General features: G+C 50.5%; 19 protein-coding genes. 3 read left to right on the forward strand and 16 right to left on the reverse strand.

The window, feature by feature from the left end:
- Positions 1-25 precede the first annotated feature (25 nt).
- Positions 26-1,111 carry an AmmeMemoRadiSam system radical SAM enzyme gene (gene amrS / locus PTW35_RS11405; RefSeq protein ID WP_281025089.1) on the reverse strand — a complete coding sequence of 362 codons (1,086 nt, stop codon included), beginning with the start codon at positions 1,109-1,111 and terminating at the stop codon, positions 26-28.
- Positions 1,112-1,254: 143 nt separating this feature from the next.
- Here amrS and amrB point away from each other — a divergent pair, with 143 nt between their 5' ends.
- Both amrB and amrA read left to right on the forward strand, forming a co-directional pair.
- A complete protein-coding gene (gene amrB, locus PTW35_RS11410) occupies positions 1,255-2,043 on the forward strand; it encodes an AmmeMemoRadiSam system protein B (protein ID WP_281025090.1) in 789 nt (262 codons plus the stop codon).
- Positions 2,012-2,602 (forward strand): AmmeMemoRadiSam system protein A, encoded by a 591-nt coding sequence (amrA, locus tag PTW35_RS11415; protein ID WP_281025091.1) that lies wholly within the window; start codon positions 2,012-2,014, stop codon positions 2,600-2,602. The genes amrB and amrA overlap by 32 nt, the downstream gene beginning before the upstream one ends.
- A 101-nt stretch (positions 2,603-2,703) precedes the next feature.
- Here amrA and PTW35_RS11420 read toward each other — a convergent pair whose 3' ends face one another.
- From PTW35_RS11420 to PTW35_RS11440, 5 genes are all read right to left on the reverse strand, one after another.
- Positions 2,704-3,864 (reverse strand): DUF3541 domain-containing protein, encoded by a 1,161-nt coding sequence (locus tag PTW35_RS11420; RefSeq protein WP_281025092.1) that lies wholly within the window; start codon positions 3,862-3,864, stop codon positions 2,704-2,706.
- 152 nt (positions 3,865-4,016) lie between these two features.
- Entirely contained in the window at positions 4,017-4,622 is a 606-nt protein-coding gene (locus tag PTW35_RS11425; protein WP_281025093.1) for an alpha-ketoglutarate-dependent dioxygenase AlkB, read from the reverse strand.
- Positions 4,609-5,742 carry a 2-methylcitrate synthase gene (gene prpC / locus PTW35_RS11430; RefSeq protein ID WP_281025094.1) on the reverse strand — a complete coding sequence of 378 codons (1,134 nt, stop codon included), beginning with the start codon at positions 5,740-5,742 and terminating at the stop codon, positions 4,609-4,611. Before prpC ends, PTW35_RS11425 begins: the two co-directional genes overlap by 14 nt.
- A 108-nt stretch (positions 5,743-5,850) precedes the next feature.
- Complete coding sequence (locus tag PTW35_RS11435; RefSeq protein WP_348637722.1) at positions 5,851-6,996, reverse strand: endonuclease/exonuclease/phosphatase family protein; 1,146 nt, start codon at positions 6,994-6,996, stop codon at positions 5,851-5,853.
- Between the two features lie 89 nt (positions 6,997-7,085).
- The gene (locus PTW35_RS11440) at positions 7,086-7,571 is read right to left on the reverse strand and encodes a hypothetical protein (protein ID WP_281025095.1); all 486 of its coding nucleotides are present in this window, start codon (positions 7,569-7,571) and stop codon (positions 7,086-7,088) included.
- 315 nt (positions 7,572-7,886) lie between these two features.
- On the opposite strand from PTW35_RS11440, the gene mobB reads away from it, so the two are divergent.
- On the forward strand, positions 7,887-8,402 hold the full coding sequence (gene mobB, locus PTW35_RS11445) for a molybdopterin-guanine dinucleotide biosynthesis protein B (protein WP_281025096.1): 516 nt from the start codon (positions 7,887-7,889) through the stop codon (positions 8,400-8,402).
- Here the strand turns inward: mobB and PTW35_RS11450 are convergent.
- The 10 genes from PTW35_RS11450 to ygfM form a co-directional block, all read right to left on the reverse strand.
- The gene (locus tag PTW35_RS11450; RefSeq protein ID WP_281027491.1) at positions 8,399-8,971 is read right to left on the reverse strand and encodes an NAD(P)H-dependent oxidoreductase; all 573 of its coding nucleotides are present in this window, start codon (positions 8,969-8,971) and stop codon (positions 8,399-8,401) included. The genes mobB and PTW35_RS11450 overlap by 4 nt on opposite strands.
- A gap of 57 nt (positions 8,972-9,028) precedes the next feature.
- Positions 9,029-9,370: a MerR family transcriptional regulator gene (locus tag PTW35_RS11455; protein WP_281025097.1), complete on the reverse strand. Its 342-nt coding sequence runs from the start codon at positions 9,368-9,370 to the stop codon at positions 9,029-9,031.
- Positions 9,371-9,626: 256 nt separating this feature from the next.
- Positions 9,627-10,499 (reverse strand): Ig-like domain-containing protein, encoded by an 873-nt coding sequence (locus PTW35_RS11460; RefSeq protein ID WP_281025098.1) that lies wholly within the window; start codon positions 10,497-10,499, stop codon positions 9,627-9,629.
- Between the two features lie 271 nt (positions 10,500-10,770).
- Positions 10,771-11,193, reverse strand: a complete 423-nt coding sequence (locus PTW35_RS11465; protein ID WP_281025099.1) for a hypothetical protein — start codon at positions 11,191-11,193, stop codon at positions 10,771-10,773.
- 24 nt (positions 11,194-11,217) lie between these two features.
- Entirely contained in the window at positions 11,218-12,417 is a 1,200-nt protein-coding gene (locus PTW35_RS11470; protein ID WP_281025100.1) for a serine hydrolase, read from the reverse strand.
- 216 nt (positions 12,418-12,633) lie between these two features.
- Positions 12,634-14,016, reverse strand: a complete 1,383-nt coding sequence (locus tag PTW35_RS11475) for an NCS2 family permease (RefSeq protein WP_044623691.1) — start codon at positions 14,014-14,016, stop codon at positions 12,634-12,636.
- A 307-nt stretch (positions 14,017-14,323) separates the two neighbouring features.
- Positions 14,324-15,640 (reverse strand): guanine deaminase, encoded by a 1,317-nt coding sequence (guaD, locus tag PTW35_RS11480; protein ID WP_044623692.1) that lies wholly within the window; start codon positions 15,638-15,640, stop codon positions 14,324-14,326.
- Between the two features lie 87 nt (positions 15,641-15,727).
- On the reverse strand, positions 15,728-17,134 hold the full coding sequence (locus PTW35_RS11485; RefSeq protein ID WP_044623693.1) for a nucleobase:cation symporter-2 family protein: 1,407 nt from the start codon (positions 17,132-17,134) through the stop codon (positions 15,728-15,730).
- A gap of 252 nt (positions 17,135-17,386) precedes the next feature.
- Positions 17,387-20,257 carry a molybdopterin-dependent oxidoreductase Mo/Fe-S-binding subunit gene (locus PTW35_RS11490; RefSeq protein WP_281025101.1) on the reverse strand — a complete coding sequence of 957 codons (2,871 nt, stop codon included), beginning with the start codon at positions 20,255-20,257 and terminating at the stop codon, positions 17,387-17,389.
- A gap of 2 nt (positions 20,258-20,259) precedes the next feature.
- A complete protein-coding gene (gene ygfM, locus PTW35_RS11495) occupies positions 20,260-21,054 on the reverse strand; it encodes a molybdopterin-dependent oxidoreductase FAD-binding subunit (protein WP_281025102.1) in 795 nt (264 codons plus the stop codon).
- Positions 21,055-21,366 lie beyond the last annotated feature (312 nt).

A 21,366-nucleotide genomic window follows, 5' to 3' on the forward strand; every position in this document is an offset into this window, starting at 1 on the left:
ACAAGTACTCACGCCGCAACAAAGTTCACTCGCTGGCAATTTGCACAGGAATGCGGCGCCGGCCAAAGCTTTTCTGGATCAGCTTAAAACGTCCGGCGAGTTGATAGCCACAATACGTACACTCTCCCTGATCGGTGAGGTGGCTGTCTCCGAGTTGATACCAGTTTCTGGTCAGGACATTCTGGCCACAGCCCGGGCAATAGGTACTGTCTCCTTCGACATCAAAAATATTCCCTACATAGGCATAGTGTAAACCGTTGGCTATTGCTATCTCGCGCGCTTTTTTCACCGTCTCGGGAGGAGTAGGCTGTTTGTCCATCATTTTGAAGTCTGGATGAAACGCACTGAAGTGTACCGGTACATCAGGGCCGAGGTTGTCATGTACCCAGCAGGTCAGCGCCTCTATCTCCTGTGGACTGTCGTTTTCGTCGGGGATCAACAAGGTGGTAATTTCAAACCACACATCGGTTTCGTGGCGCAAGTAGAGCAAGGTGTCGAGTACAGGAGCGAGATGGCCGCTGCATATTTTATGGTAAAAGCGCTCCGTAAAGGCCTTCAGGTCAATATTCGCCGCATCCATGTAGCGGTAAAACTCAACTCGTGGCTTTTCGCAGATATAACCGGCACTGACAGCAACACTGTGTATCCCCAGCTCTCGGCAGGCCTGTGCGGCATCAACCGCATACTCCATGAAGATCACCGGGTCGTTATAGGTAAAGGCAATACTGTCACACCCATACCGCTGAGCAGCCAAAGCCAGTTGATCAGGCATGGCTGTGGAACACAAGGTATCTATCTGGCGGGACTTGCTGATATTCCAGTTCTGGCAGAACTTACAGCCAAGGTTACACCCGGCAGTACCGAATGACAGCACCGAACTCCCCGGGTAAAAGTGATTGAGCGGTTTTTTCTCAATCGGATCGATACAAAACCCGCTGGAGCGACCGTAACTGGTCAGCACGATTTTGCCTTCATGGGCTTGCCTGACAAAGCACGCCCCTCGCTTCCCCTCTCGCAACCGACACTGCCGGGGGCAAAGGTCGCACACCACCCTACCGTCATCAAGCCGATGCCAGTATTTTGTTGGATAGAATTCAGGAGGTTGAGGCATGGTCGTCACCCTAGCGGTTATTGATTTTGAACAGAACACATTGATGTAGCTCTAATTTCTGACACCGTGAGATCATTTACAGGTATTTATTCCTATACTTAAGATTAGTCCAGATCTTTAGACTGTATACTGGTAGGTAGCCTATGAACACACGTCCACCAGCCGTTGCAGGCCAGTTCTATTCCCGCTCTGCGGCTACCCTGAAAACACAAATGGATAAATGGCTTAAGGTTTGCCAACATGCAACCCCGATCCGAGCCATTATAGTGCCCCACGCCGGGTATATGTTTTCGGGCAGCGTCGCCGCAGAAGCCTACCGTTACCTGCTACCAGAAGCCGAACGTATCCGCCGGGTGATCCTTATTGGCCCCAGCCATCGCTACTATTTCCAAGGCTGCGCCATACCCGCGGCGGATTATTTTGAAACACCGTTAGGTCAAGTCAAAATCGACACACAATTGGTTGAAAAACTGAAGGAAATAGAAGATATTGAAGTATCGGATCAGGTTCATGCCCTAGAGCACTGCCTCGAAGTGCAATTGCCTTTCCTGCAGTCATGTTTACATGACTTCACCCTGTTACCGCTCTTAACCAGTAATGTAAGCCCAACGAAAGTCGCCAAGCTCATTGATACCCTTTGGCAAGGTGACGATTGTCTACTCGTTGTCAGTAGTGATTTGAGTCACTTCCACTCCTATGCGGAAGCCCAGCGTATTGACAGCCAGACCTGCAAGATGATTGACAACTACGAGCCAACTCTCGCTCCTGAGCAAGCTTGTGGTTCAACAGGCATTAATACATTGCTATTGCTAGCCAAACAAAGGGGATACACACTTACTCGTAAAACACTAATAAACTCTGGCGACACTGACGCCGGAGATAAGGAGAGAGTCGTAGGATATGTCAGCTATCTCGTTTCAGAACCTCAATAAAGGTGAGCTAACCCAACTTTTGGATGTGGCTCGTGATGCCATTCGTGGCCACTTCTCTGATGATCTTCCCCAGCCTCCACAGCTTGATTTATATAGCAAGAAACTACTTCAGCCCGGAGCCTGCTTTGTTACCCTTACCGTAAATGGTCAGCTTCAAGGGTGCCTGGGCACCACTGTCGCACACTCTCCACTGGTAATGGAAGTACACAACAAAGCCCGAGCAAGTGCCTATCAAGACCGCCGATTTATGCCGCTGGTCGAAGAACAACTTGATGACTTGATGGTGGAAGTCTCGGTTCTTTCCCAACCAGAAGATCTCGCTGTCGACTCTGAGCAAGCACTCGTTGACTATCTGGACAATAACAAAGTCGGCGTTATCCTGTCGGATAATCATCGCCAAGCTTTGTTCTTGCCACAAGTTTGGGAGCAACTGCCAAATCCCAAAGACTTCATCCGCCAACTGAAATTAAAAGCCGGCTGGAACAGCGTTTACTGGTCTCCATCGATGAAAGTGCAGGTGTTCAAAGTCAATAGTATCAGTGGTAAGTATTACTACTAGGCTATTGGTTAATAGCGATGAGAGATTGTCACTTCCGCCCCAATTAACAACGCCCCTTTTGAGGGGCGTTGTATATCGAATTCGTTTTAATTCGCTAGGTATTACTTGGTAATCAAGCCATAGGGTTTGCCGGTGAAGATCTCCGGCTGTTTCTGAATCGTTGGGACAGCATGGGTTCCTTGCCAATCCAGTAGCATTATCGCGAGCACATTACGGTGTTCGCCATCGAGTAAATCCGTACTACCGTTTACCGCCGGGACTATACCCGCTTGGCGGTTCAAAGCACGCTGTATTGTCCTGCGGGTCTTTTCAACCACGGGGTCGTCTTCCAACCCGGCCAACAGGAAATTGATCCCAACCTCGGCGATCACATCCTCTTTCGAACGTTCAAGGATGGTATCGATATTGGCTCGGTAATAATCATAGATCCATTGATAGTCAGACTCTTTTATCGGATGCTGATAATACTCTGTTGCGGCAAAAACGATATGAGTTAGGCCGTAAACCTTATTCATGAACTGTTGATCACTAAGCTTGTTATCTTGGCTGTCGGGGTAGGTTTCTTTGAAGGCTGCAATAAAGTCATCAATCACATCCTGCTCCCCTAACTGGCGCAGCCAATACACCTGGTTAGCCAATTGAGCAGCCCACGCCCTTATCATTTCAGGATCCGTCGCATACTGTTTGAAGTCATAGCGGCGGATCACTTCGCGCAGCTTTACATCTTCACGATGCTTAAGACCATATTCATTGGCTCTGGCCATCGAACCCAACAGATCAACCCCGAGGTAAAAATATTCCGGTTTGTCTTTTGTCGCTTCGTATCGCAAGTCGCTGCGAACATCTTGTTTGTGATCATAGCGAGCGAGGCGTTTAACTGAATAGGCGGTAATTTGTTCAGGGGTGTGCACTTCGGTAGCGAAGTAATTCAACCGACTGGCCACACGCGCCATGTCAGACCATATCGCAGCTTGGTATTTGGGATCTTGCGTCTGGCGATACATCCGCAGGCCATAATGGCCCATTTTAAAGGCAGGAAGGGTAAAGAGCTGGCTTTCGTAGGTTTGGCGAATTCGCTCCGCATCTTGCTGGTAGCTCACTTGCCCGTCGTTGGAAACGGCATTGGAGCCGTCAGCACGAGCAGTCGGCCCATGCTCGGCCAGGGAGTGAACATCAGCCCATATCACTGGCGATGTGGCCATCGCCCCAGCTATCAGCGTAAAGGCGGCTGCCCTGTGTAATCTACTGCTACCCCATCCCATTGAAGACTCCCTGCCCATTGCGAAAAATATTTATATCCAGCACGCTAGCAAAGCATTGGAGCCTTAACGTCAGAAAGGTGTAAATTAATGCTCGCAGCTGTGATCACCATAACAATAGCAAAAAGTAATTGGCCACATGCCGCGGGCAGGCTTTAGCTCATGATCTCCCGAAAGGTTAGGTTAATGCGCGCAGCCGTCGGCCGCCGTGTTTTCGGTACCGTGTGCTGCCAAAAACGCTGCAACTCTCCCGCCATCACCAGCAGCGAACCACTGGTAAGCAGGTACTCTCTTTTTTCCTTGGTTTGCCGGTGGCGCAAGACAAAACGCCTGGAGGCACCAAGGCTGACGGAGGCGATGACAGGCTCCGCCCCCAGTTCTGGCTCATTATCCTGATGCCAGCCCATATAATCGTGGCCATTGCGGTACTGGTTCGCCAATACCGAATTGAATTTAACATCCAGCAGCGACATTAGTTGCTGGCGGATAGCCTGCAAGGTCGGACTCCAGGGATCAGGCTGCATGGTCAGGCCCGAATAGGTATATACCGCATCACCGCACCAAGCCTGCAACCGCGGTTGCAGCACTTCCCGGCCAAACATCCTGATTTTCTGCTGCTGCCAATCCAGCTCCTGGTTGAGTTGTTCAAAGCATTGCTCAGCCACGCTGCGCTCTAGAAAGTGCGGTTGCCAATACACCCTGCCCTGAGGCAAGGTCTGCCAGACGCCGCCATGGTCACGAAGCCGGCTAATGGCGTTCATCTATCGGTATCCATTCTTGGTGCTCTGGGCCGATATAGTCAGCACTCGGACGGATAATACGGTTATGATCCCGCTGTTCGAACACGTGGGCTGCCCACCCAGTCACCCTGCTCATAACAAAAATAGGCGTGAACAATTTGGTTGGTATTCCCATGAAGTGATACGCCGACGCATGGAAAAAATCGGCGTTACAGAACAAATTCTTCTCTCGCTTCATCACCGCTTCGACCCTGACCGAAATATCATAAAGAACAGGATCATTGGCATCTTTAGCCAACTGTTCTGACCATGCTTTGATCAGCGCATTGCGAGGGTCGGACTCGCGATAAATGGCATGGCCAAACCCCATGATCTTCTCTTTTTTCTCCAGCATTGCCATGATGCCTGATTCCGCTTCATCTGGTGTCTGCCATTGCTCAATCATATCCATAGCAGCCTCATTGGCGCCGCCATGCAAAGGCCCTCTCAAGGTACCGATCGCCGCACAGACACACGAGTGGATATCAGACAGGGTCGAGGCACAGACCCGGGCAGCAAACGTCGAGGCATTGAATTCATGCTCGGCATACAGAATCAATGAACAATGCATTACCTGCTTATGCAAGTCTGACGGCGTCTCGCCCGTGAGCATTTTCAAGAAGTAGCCAGCAATACTGTCTTGATCGCAATAGGTTTCTATCTTCACCCCGTGGTGACTGTAGCGATACCAGTAGCAGATAATAGCTGGCAACAACGCAAGCAATCTATCGGCTTTATCGTACTCCTCGGTAAAGCCGTGCTCCTGCTCGAGGTTTCCCAGCATGGAGCACCCCGTGCGCATTACATCCATCGGATGGGTGTCAGCAGGAATTTGCTCCAACACCAACTTCAACGCCAGCGGCAAACCACGGTACGAAACCAGCTTGGTTTTGTAAGCGGCAAGCTCAGCGCGGGTTGGCAATTTTCCTTTCAAAAGCAGGTAGGCAACCTCTTCGAACTCAGCATGCTTGGCCAAGTCAGAGATATCGAAACCTCGGTAAGTTAAGCCTGTGCCGGTCTTGCCAACCGTACAGAGTGCCGTGCTACCGGCCGTTTGGCCGCGCAAGCCTTCGCCGCCCAGCGGCTTGAGTGAGTCAGGCATGGAGCTCCTCCCTGTCGAATCATCCTCGTGTCCAAGTGATTTGGGCCTATTCAAAAGCCTAGGCCAGGAAACACCATAAAACCAATCATGACAGGAGCAATAACGCCTTTATTTCAGAGCAATATCTACCCAAACCAGGCGGTGATCGGAGCCCGCCTGCGGACGCTCGCGACCGCGAGCATCGGTAATTAGATGCCGCAGCGGATCTTTCTTGTCGGGCCAGAACACCCCGGACTGCAATACATCCAGGTTGGCCGACGGCAAGGCATAATCAAGGCGAAGCCCGGAGATATGGGTCCATTCACTTGGCCGCCCGCGACGTGGTTGCCAAGGGCGGAGAAAGCGCCCACCCAGGCTTTTCGGTGTCATCCGCCCGGAGGAAGCGCTACGGTGGATCTTGGGGTGCAACAACAGATCGCGGATAGCCCGCTTCATACCGTCACCATCGGCCATATCGGCATTCAAATCACCCAGCACCACAAAACGGCTGCCACAGGGCAGCCCTCCAGTCCCCCCCTTGTCATCTACCAAATGCTCGGCGTCTTCGATAATCGCGGTTACCAGGGCCAGCTCATCATGGTTGCGGCGGGCATTGCGTCTTTCGTGGCCGTCAAACACCGGCGGCGTTGGATGGCAGCACAGCAGGTGAAGGATCTCGCCACCGACATTGACCGGGACCAGTACATGGTTTTTGGATGATAGGCGCAACTCGGCACAGGCGGCGGCTGAGTAGTAGTCTTCGGGCATTTGATGGCCCGGCAAGTCCTGCCACCGCAAGGTTTGCCAGCTTTTTATCTCCTCATCGAGCAGGGGATAGCGCGACAAAATCACAAAGCTGAAATGACCATGGTGTTCACCAAACCCTTGGGCATCATTAGGCAAGGTGATCTTCCCGTCCCCATCGAGATCATTGGCCATCGCCAGTCCGGTATTTGATGGGGGGCAGTAGCGATAGGGATAGGACACCGCAGGCTGCCCATGCTGGGACAATGCCAGGTAATGTTGGCAAAATCGCGCCACTGCTCCGTCGTCACCGCCAAGGCCTGGATGGTCGAATTCACAAAGCATCAATACATCCGGGTTGACGTGCTGGATAATGGCCGCTAGTTTTGAAAAGCGCTCATGATCTGGTTGCTCAAGCTGTCTGAGAATTTCACCCGACGCGGCGGCTGACATGGAAACATTAAATACCGCAGCACGAATAATGGAGGGTAAATTGCTGGCCGAAGAGCGACAAAATGATGAGGTGTGCAAGAGGATCACTCACAGAATAATTTGAACAAACAGTATACCCACTTCCGATCAATTGCTCATCAGAAATGGGGAATAACGGAATGAAACTCTTACTCTGTCAGTTGAGAAATTGCCATTCTAATCTGCTTGGCATCTGACTCGGCGCGATGCTGCACGGGACCAAGCTCCGCCATAATTTGCTGGAAATGCGCTCGATCGATGCCATTTTCCTGCAGCAGCCACAAACCGACCTCGGTCAAAGTAAACGAAGGTCGCATATGAGCAGCGTGATATAACCTGCCGAGCCAGAACAGATCCCACTGGCTGTCACAGAAGACACGCTCATATTTACCTAAAACGGCATTGAGGTGATGACATACATCAACAACCTGCAGCCCTTCGTTATGAAGCTCTTGACGGGAAATTTGGTGAATTTCTTGCTCAGCATATTCATCCCAATGTTGCCAAGGATCACCAGCGGTTAATGGGTTGATTAACAGACTGTTTGCCGAGCCGTCTGGTAGTGAGTATCCCACCTCAATCGGGTAAGACTGGCCGGATAGACCGGATGCTTCAAAATCCAATGTTGCCCACATTGCGCTCTCCCTGATGCGATCATGAGTACTTACCACCAATACCACGACTTCCTGTCAAAAAACTGTATGGTAAGCGATTAAGGCATTTGTTCACCCTATGCAAAGGTAATAGCAGATACCTGCGGTGTACTCAATAAATGTAGTCGGAAACATGATGTTGTTGGAGGAAAAAAATCAATATGCTCAATAATGATACAAGATTGAATGCCTCGGCGTTCCCTATCATCCGCGCAATAAATTACGAGATATACATCGTCAACACCCCACAAATTGAATTACACTCAGGGAAATACTTATAAGCTGTATAGATTCAATATGACGCCTGTTATCGGCTTTGCCGGCTATAGTGGCTCGGGCAAAACGACCCTCCTCGAACACCTCATTCCCCTACTGAAAGCGCGGGGACTACGTATAGGTTTAGTCAAACATAGCCACCACAATATCGACCCAGACAAACCCGGCAAAGACAGCTACCGACTACGCCACGCCGGTTGCAACCAGACATTACTTGCAACCAAGGAAAGGCACATGCTCTATTTTGAATACCCAGAGCCTGAGCGGGCAGAGCCGCAACTTGAGCAATGCCTTTCACAACTGGATCACAGCCAGCTGGATGTGATTTTGGTTGAGGGGTTTCGCGACCAGCCGATCGTCAAAATTGAAGTGCATCGCCCGAGCTATGGCAAGCCACTTTTGCACCCACACGACCACAACATTATTGCCTTTGCCAGCGATGAGCCGGCCCCTGAAGGATGCACACTGCCTTATTTGGATTTAAACACCCCTCAGAGCGTCGCTGATTTCATAATGAAGCGGTTACGGGACAATTAAAGCTGCGCTGCCCGCTTGGAAACCACATCAAACCATAACTGACGGCGTTTATCGCTGGCATTCAGCACCGGCCCCAAATAGGTCGAACGCTGGTTTTTTATTCCAGTAAAACTCAAAATAGCATGCTTAAGCTGTTTATAGATCGGGTTGCCATTAACGTACTTGTACCAAAAGGGGGGCGTGTCGAGCGTGACGATCAGTTCTGATGTCCGTCCGCTCAAAAGCTTTTGTGGTATAGCCTTGCCTTCTTGGTACTTGAACGCAAAACCGGGAAGAAACGCTCTATCAATAGCGCCTTTAAACTTGGCGGGCACCGTCCCCCACCAAACGGGGCTGATGATGACAATATGCTCTGCCCACATGACTTTCTGCTGAAAGGCTTTCAAATCGTCTTCCAGCGGAGACTCGGTGTCATAACCTTGCTGAAGGTCCATCTCAAACGACATATCAGCAATATTGATTTGTTGGATCTGATGCTTCTCACTAGCAACCTTCGCATAGCGATCAGCCAAAGACTGACATAGGCTTGTTTGCTTTGGATTCGCATTGATCACCAAGACTTTTCTCATCACAGTACCTCCTTGTGTATGGTGGAGGCATCTTAAACCCTACCCCTAAGGTCAGAGTCAATAGTCACACTGCGCAATAGACTGCCGGTACTCACCAATACGGACCGACTTCGCTTCCAGCGTCTTAATCTGGAGGGCAATCTCATGTTGTTTGTGCTCGAGTAGCTGCAGCACTTTGCCCCAATCAAAATCATTCTTACCATTCACCAACACTTTCAGCTCTGATAGGTGTAGCCCAAGAGACTGTCCCTCTTTTATCAAACGGATAAACTCGACATCAGCCACTGAAAACACCCGATAGTTGCCCGATCTCGCTACGGCCAGTAACCCCATGGACTCATAGAGCCGAATTGCCCGCTCCGAGGCCCCAGACTTTTTTGCTGCTTCACCTATGTACATGGGTTTCCATTCCTTATACTTCCACTCAACTTTCTCTATTTCCCTTCTTGCTCAATCAGGCCACCGTACAAACAGCGCCTGCCAAAGATATGCAAGAATAGGTATAGTAATTGTTTTAGATAAATAAAATCAAATAGTTAGTGTTTAATTATCTTTTTAACAAAAGGAATTTCGCCAGTCGCTGAAGCGCCCAGTACCGCTGGGTGATTAATGGCAGAGGCGCTAGTTCATTGAGCCTCTGCCAGAATTAAATTAATTACTCGACAGTAATTACCATCGGTTGGCTGCTTTTGATATTGCCCGCAATGGCATACACAGCCACCTGACCTTTGCCGATAGCCGTCAGGGAGCCATTTAAGTTCGCCTTGACAATACCCTGCTTACTCAGCTCATAGCTGGCTTCCGATGCATCAATATTAACCATACCTGATGATGTAAACGCGCGAAGGGTGGGTGTCATCGTCGACCCCACTGCCATGGTCGTTGAGCCAGGTAAAATCATCAGATCCAAATAGCCAGCATCGTTTACATCAATTCGCACCGCATCAGACTTACTGCCATCAAAATGTGCAATCAGATAGCCATAGCCTTCATTCAGGCCCGTTAACTTTCGACCCTCAACTTCGAATGCATCATCATTGGTAACCCGCTCCCAAGTCACCGCTCCTGTTACATCCTCGGTCTCACCGTCACTGAACGTCGCGTTAACCATCACAGCGACAGTCTGCCCGACCATGACATTGGTATTGCTGATTTCGATCTGTAACTCATCTACAGATGCCTCTCCGACCAGCACGGTACCTGGCTGGGATGCCTTATGGCCATTGAGGCTGGCATGAATACTTGTTGCGCCCTTTTGGGCGGCAAAAATAGTACCGTTCTGTGAAACAGGCACACTTTCGGGGTTGCTACTACGCCACTCCACCCCCTCAACACCGCGTACATAGGTACCATCGGCGTAGAAGGCATTCGCTGACATTACACGTGTTTCACCTTCATTGAGCTGAACGTGGTATGGCACCACAAAGAGCTCTAGAATTTCATTTTCTGAATCTTTGGCAGATACCACAGAGGTACCCAGCAGCATGACGACCAAACTACCGAGAGATAGGAAGTTACGAAATTGCATTGCTACTTTCTCCTATTATTTTATATATTTAAATTATTAAGAACACTACGTCCCCAGAACGACTGAGAGCCAAGTGTATTTAGTCGAAAGTATGAAAAATAAATAATGTGTGAAGCTGTTCCAGATATTTTGTCTGACGAGTGAAAGGTATAACGAACAACCGAAGCATTTATTTATCGGCATATTGCCGACATAGGAAAATAATTAAAAGCACATAAATACTTAAAAAAGTAATCTATCACTTTACGAGCAATAAAACACTAACCACATTTCACCCTCCAACCTTTTTTATATTCCATGTACCGTGACAGGGAGCGTTAGTTACTCTCCACTCACCATCAATACGCTCTTTCTTCGCCGTCCCCATAAAACGATACCCCCAGCGCGGACTATTGGCATAGAGCGCCAAGTTGCCCTCATTGGACACCCACCCTGACAGCAAGGTGTTGTTATACATCAGCTTTAAGTTAACCACCCCCTGCTCTATGGTGCCAACCACCCGAGTTTCAAGACAAATGTTGTCACCGCTGATATCCCGCCTTTCACCTTCCCATTTACCGTCATAATGCATTGATATTGGAAATGGGGGGGTATTAGGCTGGGCTGTATTAAGAGGCCGTCTATCATTATTTTCCAGAATAAATATCATCAAAGCCAAAACACAAACCACGACAACAATATATATTCCCTTCATTATCCTTCACCTTTGTCATCAAAATTAAACCTGTGATATATATTTTGCCTTGCTTATTCCAATTGCAGGTAAGATATAGTCAACCATTAACTCAAAAGGAAAATCTTCATCTTGGCCAATAAACGCTCCAGAGGTCATGGCAATCACTAAATTGTGCTGCGGAATAATAAACATTTCCTGACCGCCAAAGCCCCGCATTCCAGCAACAGTCAGTCTGACGCCATCCACGGTAATAAGGGGAAACCACCAATTGTGGCCATATTCTATGGTTTTGTGAGGCCAAAACTTCCCCTTGGGAACTAAGCTCTGCTGCGCCCATTGCTCCGAAAATATACGCTTGCCCTGCCATACCCCATTATTGAGGTATAGCTGACCCAGCTTAGCCAAATCGCGAGAACGCAGGTACAAGCCTGACGAACCCAAGTAATCTCCGGTGACTTCATGGGCAAACCAGTCATAGTGGATGATCCCCAAAGGATTGAACAACGCCTGCTCGGCATATTGCCTCAAGGTCTTGCCCGTCACCTTCTCAACCACACCACCAAGCAGTACGCTCATCGCACCTTGGTAGGCAAAAACTTCACCAGGAGAGTGCGCGATCTTTTTTTCAAAAATGTATTGGTAAGGGTCTTGTGATAGCCACATGCCCATCGCATCACTTGGATAGGCACCCCACTCATTCCAATCCAGCCCGCTGTTGAAATCCAGAGCGTTCCCTAAACTGATCAACTGCTTCTTCTCGTCATCCTGAAGATCCTCATTAAGGAAATAATCAAACAAAGGCGTGTCTTTGTCGGCAATAGCACCGGTATAAAGCAAATGGCCAATCAGTGTCGAAGTGACCGTTTTGGTCACCGAGCGCATTTGATGATAAGTATCCACCCCCGGAGGGAAATACTGCGGCATTGGCGTTCCATCGGGTGAACTCTGGACCGGGTAGTATTGCTCAAACACCAAATGACCGTTGCGCACAATCAATAACGACTGCACTTTCTTGGTTTTCTTCAACGTGACCAGATCATGCAGTTCCAGCAGGCGTTCAGTCTTGAAGCCTTCAGCCTCGGGCAAGCTTATCGCCCAATCACTCTGCTTAGAGGCCTGCGTCCATTGAAACCCTTCAAGATCGGTTTTGGCGGGGTTGAACATCACCCAGGTAATAGCCAGCACCGACACCGCTCCCCCCAGAGTGCTAGCCAAATGATTAAAGCGGTTGTTTCCCACCATCGACGCTGCGCCCCTTATCAAGAATGGAATATTCACAAATCATCAAACAGATAGTTGCAGGGTAGGTGATTAATAAAAGGTAAAAAAGCGATCTTTATTACAGCTGTTGAGTCAGTTATATGGGATTGGTACTTTTACGAGTGAGATAACAAAAACGCCCCTCATTTTGCAATGAGAGGCGCTGATTTACATAACTAAATCATTAACTTGGTGATATTAAATCGCCCAGCCACCCGCGTAGAAAGCGACCAGTACAATAGCGATGATCACCGTACCGGCATTCAAGCGTTTCGCTTCGCCAGAAATCACACGGCCGATCACCAAAGAACCAAAGCCAAGCATAATACCGGTTACGATGTTACCTGTTAGGACGATAAATACCGCACACATCAGGCCAGATAAGGCATCGACTGAGTCGGCCATATCCAGCTTGCTGACATTGCTCATCATAAGCAGGCCAACATACATCAGAGCCGGTGCGGTCGCGTAGGCAGGAACCAGGTAGCTGATTGGCGATAGGAACAGTAGCAGCAAGAACAGACCACCCACAACGGTTGCTGTCAAGCCTGTTTTACCGCCTGCTGCAGTACCCGCTGCTGATTCAATGTAAACAGCAGCTGGCGCACCGCCGACAAAACCAGCAAAGATGCTACTGACGGAGTCTGATGTCAGCGCTTTACCGCCATCGATAATCTGGCCGTCTTTATCTAGCAAGTTCGCCTGACCCGCAACCGCACGGATAGTACCGGTCGCATCGAAAATCGCGGTCATAACCAGAGCCAACACACTAGGGATCACGATTGGGTTCAGCGCCCCCATGATATCCATGGTGCCAAGCAGAGACTCGCCTTCTGCGCCGAACGACGGCATCGCAAACAAGCCTTGGTAGGTTACGTTCGGGTCGAAAATCAAACCAAAGATGGAAATTGCAACGATGACCAGCAAGATGCCGCCTGGTACACGGCGTTTTTCAAGACCGAAAATAGCCGCCAACCCAACGATAGACATGATCACAGGCAGCGAGGTGAACTCACCCAGCGCAACAGGCAAGCCTTCATGCGGGTTCTGTACCACCAAGCCAACACCGTTAGCGGCAATCAGCAACAAGAACAGGCCGATACCGATACCCGTACCGTGGGCAATACCGAACGGCAGGTTGGTAAGTATCCACTGACGCACACCGGTCACGGTAATGGCAGTAAACACCACCCCCATCAGGAATACCGCACCCAGTGCAACCGGAATACTGATCCCCTGCCCCAGCACCAAGCTAAATGCGGTGAAGGCAGTGAGTGAAATCGCACAGCCAATCGCCATAGGCAGGTTGGCCCACAGGCCCATCAAAAGTGAACCAAACGCGGCAACCAAACAGGTGGCGATGAACACCGCCCCTTGGTTGAACCCAGCGGCACCGAGCATGCTCGGCACAACAATGACCGAATAAACCATTGCCAGGAAGGTCGTCAAACCGGCGACCACTTCCTGCCTTACCGTACTGCCTCGCTGGGAGATTTTAAAATACCCATCCAACCCGCTCTGGCGGGGTGTGTCTTCTGCTACGACTGTAGATTCATGATGAATCGAACTATTTTCAGACATGATGTGATTCCTTGTAAAAATTGATGCCAGGCGCGCAACCTGGACACCTTGAAAAACGTTGAGCTTCCTCTCAACCCGCCCCGTCGCAATCGATTGCTTTTTTGGGGCTGTGACTGGTCCGTCACGTTATAAATGTTGCTGACTTTTATCGGCACAACCCCAGTTAACAGAACCCATCAACGTCCAAAAAGGAACATCCCTAGAGCAAATAACCGGGGCTGGGCAAGGTAAATTGGCGGCGATTATACGCTTTGCTTACCCTGCATTGCCAAGAACTTATTTCCCGCCGAAATCGTTTGCGTAAAAATTAACCTCGCTCGTACACTAACCGGCCGTCAACGTAGGTTCGGTAGATACTGCGGTCATCACCCAAGGTCATCAGCATGAACAATTTCTCCGATAGATCTTTCGAGCTGTCGTAGCGCAATTGCTGCAGTGGCGTTGAACATGGGTCGATAACCACAAAGTCGGCCTCTTTGCCTACCTCGAAGTTGCCGATCAAATGATCCAGCGAGAGTGATTTCGCCCCGCCCAATGTCGCCAGATAAAACGCTTCGAAGGCCGACAAGCGGTGCTGCTGCAACTGCATCACCTTGTAGGCTTCGTTGAGGGTTTGCAGCATATTGAAAGTAGTACCGGCACCGATATCGGTTCCCATGCCGACTTTCACCTTGCGTTTCCAGGCCTCCTGCATCTTGAACAAACCACTGCCGAGGTAGAGGTTAGAGGTGGGGCAGAACGCGATGGCAGAGTCGGTATCATGCAGGCAGTCCCACTCCTTGTCTTCAAGATGGATACAGTGGGCAAACACACTCTTCGAGCCAGTCAGCCCATGATGATGGTAGACATCGAGGTAGCCGTCCTGCTCCGGGTACAGCTCTTTCACCCAAGCGATTTCATTCTTGTTTTCGCACAGATGGGTGTGTACATACGTATCTGGATATTCCTCTTTAAGCCTTCCCGCCATCGCCAGTTGCTCTGGCGTGGACGTCGGCGCAAAACGTGGGGTAATCGCATAGAGCAAACGCCCGCGCTTATGCCAGCGCTCAATCAATTCTTTGGTCTGGTTGTAACCAATTTCCGGTGTATCCAGCAGGTATTCCGGCGCATTGCGGTCCATCATCACCTTGCCGGCGATCATCCGCATGTTGATCTTCTCAGCCTCTTCGAACAGCGCATCGACCGATTCTGGGTGAACCGTACCGAATACCAACGCCGTGGTGGTACCATTGCGCAGCAGCTGCTTGATAAAGAAAGTCGACATTTCGCGGGAGTAGTCTTTGTCTTTATACCTGGCTTCGGTCGGGAAGGTGTAGTTGTTCAACCATTCCAACAGCTGCTCGCCGTAGGCGCCAACCATTTCGGCCTGCGGATAGTGGATATGGGTATCGACGAAGCCGGGCATCACAATCTTGCCGGGATAGCTACGAATGCGGACTGTTGGCGGGATTTTATCTTTGCCCTCTTCCCATTCACCAACCCATTCAATACGTCCGTTGTCGACCAGCATTAAGCCATCTTCAATAAAGCGGATGTTCTGCTCTATATCCTCAGGCTTGTCGACAACCTTGGCAATATCCAATATTGATGCTCTGATTGCTTTCACTGATTGGGTATATTCCATGATTACCTCTTATCTTTTCGTGCTGGACAGTGGTAGGGTCACCGTTATTCCAGCGCTATCTTTTATCGAATTCTTTCTGTTGTAGGCTTAAATTTGCTGCTCACGTGACTGCATCGCCTCTTCCTCGGCCAATGCCTTTTCACATGCTTCACATTCTTTGATTTGCTCTTTCAATGCTTCACGTTTCTCTTTCGCACTCTCCGCTTCATCGGCACGGTTAATACCAAGCATGATGTTCAGTCCCAGCGCAACCAGAGAGCCGGTAGTGATCCCGGAGCCCAGGATGACGCGCAGTGAATCTGGCATATAAGTCAAAATCTCAGGACGAACGGTCACCGCCATACCCGAGGCAACCCCGACAGCGATGATAAGCATATTGCGTTTGGTAAAATTAATACGTGACAGGATGCCGATACCGGCCGAGATGATCATGGCGAACATCACAAGTCCGGCACCACCGAGTACCGGTGATGGAATAGTGACCACAATACCGCCCAATTTCGGGAACATACCGGCGATCAGCATGATCACACCGGTCACTGCAACCACATGGCGGCTGGCGACACCGGTTATCGAAACAATACCGACGTTCTGGCTGAACGATGAAAACGGCGTTGCACCGAATACCGAGGCAAGGGCACTGCCCACACCATCGCACAAGATCCCTTTAGACAGCTTCTTCCCGGTTAATTTGGTGTGGGTTGCATCACTCAGTGCGAGAAAGTCACCGGTAGATTCCATAATGGTCACCAAATAGGCTATTGACATGCCAATGACACCACTGACAGTAAAGCTCAAGCCGAAAGGTAGTAGCTCGGGCAAAGAAAAGAACTTCGCCTCTTGTACAGGAGTAAAGTCAACGACTCCCATAAATATAGCCACTATGTACCCGACCATCATCCCGATCACAATCGCAGCGGCGGAAATCAAGCCTTTGCCAAGTTGCGACAGCACGATGACCACCACCAGCACCAGTAACCCCAGCATCAGGTTATTGATTTGGCCGTAGTGCTCCTGGCCGACAAACCCGCCGGCAAACCAGTCAACGGATACAGGCAAAATGGTCAGACCGATCAGCACCACCACAGTACCTGACACCACGGGTGGGAACAGCTTGCGGATCTGTGGCATGAACCGGCTGCCAATGATCATCACCAGCGAGCCAATCAAGGAGGCGCCGAACACCCCGGAGATCCCCGAGTCCAGACCAATCGAAATGGAAATCGCGACAAAGGTAAAACTGGTTCCCATCACCACCGGAAGCCGGATCCCAACCGGACCAACCCCCTTGCACTGGATAATGGTCACCACTCCCGATACCATCAGGGCCGCATTTACCAGAATCACCATTTGATCAGTCGGCAGACCAATCGCACTGCCGACCACCAAAGGCACGGCAATAATTGCCCCCATAGCGGCAAGCATATGCTGCAGGGCAAGGAGGATCGAGGCACCCACAGGTGGTTTGTCTTCAACGTTATAAAGCAGCTTCATTTCAGTACCATCCGTAATCTTTGAATCGATAACCTAGCCAGAAACCCTTGGGCCCTTTACAACAAGCTCCACCAGAGCCTGTGCCTGCCTACCCGCTTATACCCTGACTGTCTCCGAAAATTGTTGGCGGAGCCCAGTCGATACTAGCCAAGTCATGACGGCGTAATTGCCATATCACCAGCCCGGAGAAACCGTGGCCGAAAAACAAAGCGGCCATTTCCCATCCCCTGGAAATGGCCGCTTGCGCATTTACTACAGCTTATTCAGACCTTGTAAAATCTTCTCTGGCGTAAAGTGCCAATCGCGTAACCAGACACCGCATGCATCGTGAATTGCACTGGCGATGGCAGGCGCCGCACCGTTAACACCAATTTCAGATATCGATTTCGCACCGTAAGGACCAACCGGATCATCGCTTGGCACCAACACCGCTTTGAAGTCGCGAGGAATATCACCAATCTTCGGTGCACCATAGCTCTTCAGATCGCGGGTGACCGGCACGCCTTTTTCATCGTAAATCAGCTCTTCATACAAGCTGTGGCCGATGGCTCGCATGCTCGCACCATAGATCTGACCCAAGGCCAAATCTGGATTAACCGGAGTACCGCAATCGAGCAAGGCATGGAATTTATCCAGTCGGATTTCACCGGTACGGGTATTAACCGCCACCTCGGCAAAGTTTGCACCGTAAGGGAAGGCAAATTCCGGAGTGATGAAACAGCCCGATGCCAGTAACTGCCCCCATCCTGTTCCACTTTCCGCCTTGTGGGCAATATCGAAGTAGCTCACCTCGCCTTTCTTGCCTTTCACCAAGCCCGGCGCGACGATGTCGACATCTTCCACTGGCTCTTCCAGCATTTCGGCCCCGCACTTGAGGATCTTCTCGCGCATGGCTTCGGCAGCTCGCTTGGCGGCATTGCCTGAGAAGCAGGTACCGGATGAGGCGTAGGCTCCTTTATCGAACGGTGCATGGTCGGTATCACCAGAGTGCACGGTAATTTCATCCATCGGGCAGCAAAGCACCTCTGCGGTCAGCTTGCTGATCACCGTATCCAAGCCGGTACCTATATCGGCACCACCGGAATGAACAATAAAGGTACCGTCGGAGGCCATCTTGATCCGGCAGTTCGCCTGGTCGATATCAGGGATACCGGATTTCTGCTGAATAATCGCCACACCGCGGCCGACTTTCCACTCACCGTCAGCTTGTTTCGGGCTATCCCACTCAATCAGCTTACGGCCTTCACGCAAAATTGGCTCCAAGGCACAGCTGTGTACTTTCGGTGCGCTGGTCGGCATCTTACCTTCGCCGATAGCCGCCAGGATCTTCAGCTCCTGACCTTCAACAACACGGTTTTTCTCCACCATATCCAAGTGGTCGATACCCAACTCTTGTGCCATTTCAGCCATGGCCATCGTCAGGGCAAAGTTCCCCTTCGGCGCGCCGTAGCCCTGGTAAGCCCCGGTAGGACAGATGTTGGAGTAGTAAGTGGTAACCCTAAAATCAACGTTATCACATGGGTACAGCGGCAGTGACAATGCAGGACCATTTGATGGCACGGTCAATGCGTGGTTACCGTAAGGGCCGGTATTGGCTCGGAAGTCCATGTCGATTGCGGTCAGGGTACCGTCTTTCTTGGCACCCAGTTTCACGGTGACTTTGGCCACGTGGCGGGTCGAGTTACAGATGAACTCTTCTTCACGGGTATGGTGGAAGTACACCGGACGGCCTGTGGTCCAGGTAGCCCATGCACACACATCTTCCAGCAAGATATCTTGTTTCGAGCCGTATCCGCCGCCCACACGCTCTTTGACGATATGGACTTTGTTCTGTTTCACACCCAAGATCTTGGCAACCTGACGGCGCACGTGCCAAGGCACCTGAGTCGAATCGTGCATCACGATACGATCGCCATCCATGTAGCTGTAACAGATATGGGTTTCAACCGGCAGCTGCTGTACCTGCTTCGACTCGTAGGTGCGCTCGATAATCACATCCGCTTCGGCAAAGCCTTTATCCAGATCACCGATATGACCGCGGACACTGGCGGCAATGTTCTTGCGAGGGAAACAGCCAATCGGGAAGTTAACAATCAGCTTGCCTTCACGCGGGTCAGCATTGCGGTTCTGCTCTGCCAAATCATCCGGTGCACCGACACCGTACTCGATAGGCTCGTTGTGAATAATCGGTGCATTGGCGGCCATCGCCTCGTCAATGCTCATCACAGGCTCAAGCACATCGAACTCAACGTCGATCAGTTTCAATGCCTGCTCGGCAATCTCTACCGACTCGGCAACAACAGCGGCAACACGGTCGCCGACATGGCGCATTTTCTGGCCGAACATACGGCGGTCTAGCGGTGATGGCTCAGGAGCACTTTGGCCACCCGGAGTGTAAGGAATATCTGGGCAGTTCTTGTGGGTGATCACCGATACTACACCCGGCAGCGCCTCGGCCTTGGACACATCCAGATGTTTGATCCAAGCATGGGCATGTGGGCTACGCAGCACCTTGATCACACAGGCATTGGCTGGAATGCGATCTTCAACATAACACGGTTTGGCCTGCACCATCTTGGCCGAGTCAATCTTCGGACAGTTCTTGCCAACTACAGCAAGATCATCACGGAACTCTGGCGCAAACTGCTGCGTATAGTCAGGATCGTTAAGGCGTTTCACCGCCAATTCGACAACTTCGTAGAACTGCTGGTAACCCGCATCACGGCTGAACAAGCCTGATAGCGCGTCATCAATTTCATCACGGCTCGGCTGAGGAATGCGCTCCAACAGATCGGTCAGGATCAGCGCCAATGCCGGATCGTTATAGCCCGACTGCACCACGCCAACATCGATCATAGCCTGCTGGACCAAGCTCAATTGGTTCCACTCGCCGAGAGATTCCGCCGTTTTAACTTCCGCCCCTTCAAGCTGAGCAGCAATCAGCAAAGAGGCATTGATCAGCTCACCATTGAACAAGATCACATCCGAGCCGGCGTATCCCCAACCGTCATCACTGTTGCGAACCGAGTGGTAACCCATAGAATGAAGCAATGTCTGAACATTTTCACCAAGGCGGCAGTCCAAAGTCTGAGGGCGGCCATTTAAGGTAAATTGAATCGTCATGATTATGCTTCCTCTACCAAGTGCTGACATTCAGCCATCAAATCCGTGATAACAACGCCTGCAATATATCGCTTGTACTCGACACTGCCGCGTATATCGGCTTCCGGATAAATCGCATCGGCCACTGCCTGCTCCAGCAGCTCCCCTTTGAGATCCTGCTCTTCGACATCGCGCAGACGAACAGGTCGGGCGGCCCCCTGATGCAATGGCGAAACGCCATCGAGCGCAATCACTTTATTACCTTGCTTATCAATGGAAACCGCAGCTGTCACAATCGCCAAACCGGCGGCTGAGCGAGCAATGTTGTAGCCGATACAGGTAAGGTTTCTGTCTGGAATAATGATGGTGGCAATCAGCTCGCGCTCTTCGCTATTGATGTAATCTTCTACATCCACTTCCTGCCCGTTTGCCAACTTCAGCTTGGCCTTCAGCGCAATCAAGCTTGGTACTAATAGAGCTTCTGGCTGTCGCGCAGCAATTTCACCGCCCAGCGTTGCCTGGTTACGAACATGGCGGGAATAGATAAAGGCAGAAGATTGTTTCAACGCCACCGGTACCAGTTCGTGGTCAATCAGTTGCTGGATGCGGCACATGGCGCCGATGTGCAGGCTGTCGCCCTGAAGCTCGATCTGGGAGAGATTCAGTTTGCCCAAAGAAATCGCCACAGTTTTGTCGGTTTTGGTTGGTGCTGCATTGATTTTGGATCCACCTGCAAACCAGATGGCATCACTGCCATGCTGCTGCTTGAATTCAAGTGCCTGAGCAGGGGTATCAGGCGTTAGATATTGTTCAATCATGTTATTTGCCTTTTCGCATTCTCATTGTTATTCCTGCATCATGCGTTCGGCCTAACGGCATTGTCGGAACGTTATTGATGTCTTGGAGATCTAAAAGGCAACAAACACGCCAAACTGCCCGAACCAGCCAGGAAAGACAAAGATTCGTGAGCACAGTCCGGTATTTCAACAAAAGTGGGATCAGCGTCGGGTTACATATCACCTTTTTAGCACCGAACATTTCCCTAGGTTATCAAGCAGATAATAACGGTTATCACTAATCGGGCATGTGATATCAAAATAATATCAGGGGGCTATCAATATGATATTGGT

Source organism: Photobacterium sp. DA100, from assembly GCF_029223585.1.
In the GTDB taxonomy this organism is placed as follows: Bacteria; Pseudomonadota; Gammaproteobacteria; order Enterobacterales; family Vibrionaceae; genus Photobacterium.

Excerpts from the sequence above, each read along its gene's own strand:
- amrS (WP_281025089.1), bottom strand. The coding sequence starts at position 1,111 with ATGCCTCAACCTCCTGAATTCTATCCAACAAAATACTGGCATCGGCTT.
- amrB (WP_281025090.1), top strand. The coding sequence starts at position 1,255 with ATGAACACACGTCCACCAGCCGTTGCAGGCCAGTTCTATTCCCGCTCT.
- amrA (WP_281025091.1), top strand. The coding sequence starts at position 2,012 with ATGTCAGCTATCTCGTTTCAGAACCTCAATAAAGGTGAGCTAACCCAA.
- PTW35_RS11420 (WP_281025092.1), bottom strand. The coding sequence starts at position 3,864 with ATGGGATGGGGTAGCAGTAGATTACACAGGGCAGCCGCCTTTACGCTG.
- PTW35_RS11425 (WP_281025093.1), bottom strand. The coding sequence starts at position 4,622 with ATGAACGCCATTAGCCGGCTTCGTGACCATGGCGGCGTCTGGCAGACC.
- prpC (WP_281025094.1), bottom strand. The coding sequence starts at position 5,742 with ATGCCTGACTCACTCAAGCCGCTGGGCGGCGAAGGCTTGCGCGGCCAA.
- PTW35_RS11440 (WP_281025095.1), bottom strand. The coding sequence starts at position 7,571 with ATGTGGGCAACATTGGATTTTGAAGCATCCGGTCTATCCGGCCAGTCT.
- mobB (WP_281025096.1), top strand. The coding sequence starts at position 7,887 with ATGACGCCTGTTATCGGCTTTGCCGGCTATAGTGGCTCGGGCAAAACG.
- PTW35_RS11450 (WP_281027491.1), bottom strand. The coding sequence starts at position 8,971 with ATGAGAAAAGTCTTGGTGATCAATGCGAATCCAAAGCAAACAAGCCTA.
- PTW35_RS11455 (WP_281025097.1), bottom strand. The coding sequence starts at position 9,370 with ATGTACATAGGTGAAGCAGCAAAAAAGTCTGGGGCCTCGGAGCGGGCA.
- PTW35_RS11460 (WP_281025098.1), bottom strand. The coding sequence starts at position 10,499 with ATGCAATTTCGTAACTTCCTATCTCTCGGTAGTTTGGTCGTCATGCTG.
- PTW35_RS11465 (WP_281025099.1), bottom strand. The coding sequence starts at position 11,193 with ATGAAGGGAATATATATTGTTGTCGTGGTTTGTGTTTTGGCTTTGATG.
- PTW35_RS11470 (WP_281025100.1), bottom strand. The coding sequence starts at position 12,417 with ATGGTGGGAAACAACCGCTTTAATCATTTGGCTAGCACTCTGGGGGGA.
- PTW35_RS11475 (WP_044623691.1), bottom strand. The coding sequence starts at position 14,016 with ATGTCTGAAAATAGTTCGATTCATCATGAATCTACAGTCGTAGCAGAA.
- guaD (WP_044623692.1), bottom strand. The coding sequence starts at position 15,640 with ATGGAATATACCCAATCAGTGAAAGCAATCAGAGCATCAATATTGGAT.
- PTW35_RS11485 (WP_044623693.1), bottom strand. The coding sequence starts at position 17,134 with ATGAAGCTGCTTTATAACGTTGAAGACAAACCACCTGTGGGTGCCTCG.
- PTW35_RS11490 (WP_281025101.1), bottom strand. The coding sequence starts at position 20,257 with ATGACGATTCAATTTACCTTAAATGGCCGCCCTCAGACTTTGGACTGC.
- ygfM (WP_281025102.1), bottom strand. The coding sequence starts at position 21,054 with ATGATTGAACAATATCTAACGCCTGATACCCCTGCTCAGGCACTTGAA.